The organism is Aquabacterium sp. A08 (genome assembly GCF_011742065.1).
On sequence record NZ_JAAQQT010000128.1, the window covers coordinates 1 to 279 of the forward strand.

The window sequence follows — 279 nt, forward strand, 5'->3', positions numbered from 1 at the left end:
GGCCTGGTGTACGCCACCGCGTCGGCCTTTGTGTTCCTGCTGCCCATGATGGTGGGCATCCTGACCTGGCGCGAGTTCTCGGGCAAGGTGGACCTGGACAGCATCCGCCAGCAGGCCGACACGGCCCTGAAACAGGCCGGCGAGAAGGTGTCGGAACTGAAAGAATCCGCGGTGACGGCCGCGACACCTGCACCTGCACCTGCACCTGCACCTGCACCTGCACCTGCACCTGCACCTGCACCTGCACCTGCACCTGCACCTGCACCTGCACCTGCACCT

General features: G+C 65.9%; 1 pseudogene. It reads left to right on the forward strand.

From position 1 onward, the window contains the following. Positions 1-279 (forward strand): annotated as a pseudogene (locus HA630_RS00720) (zinc ribbon domain-containing protein); the annotation flags it as partial.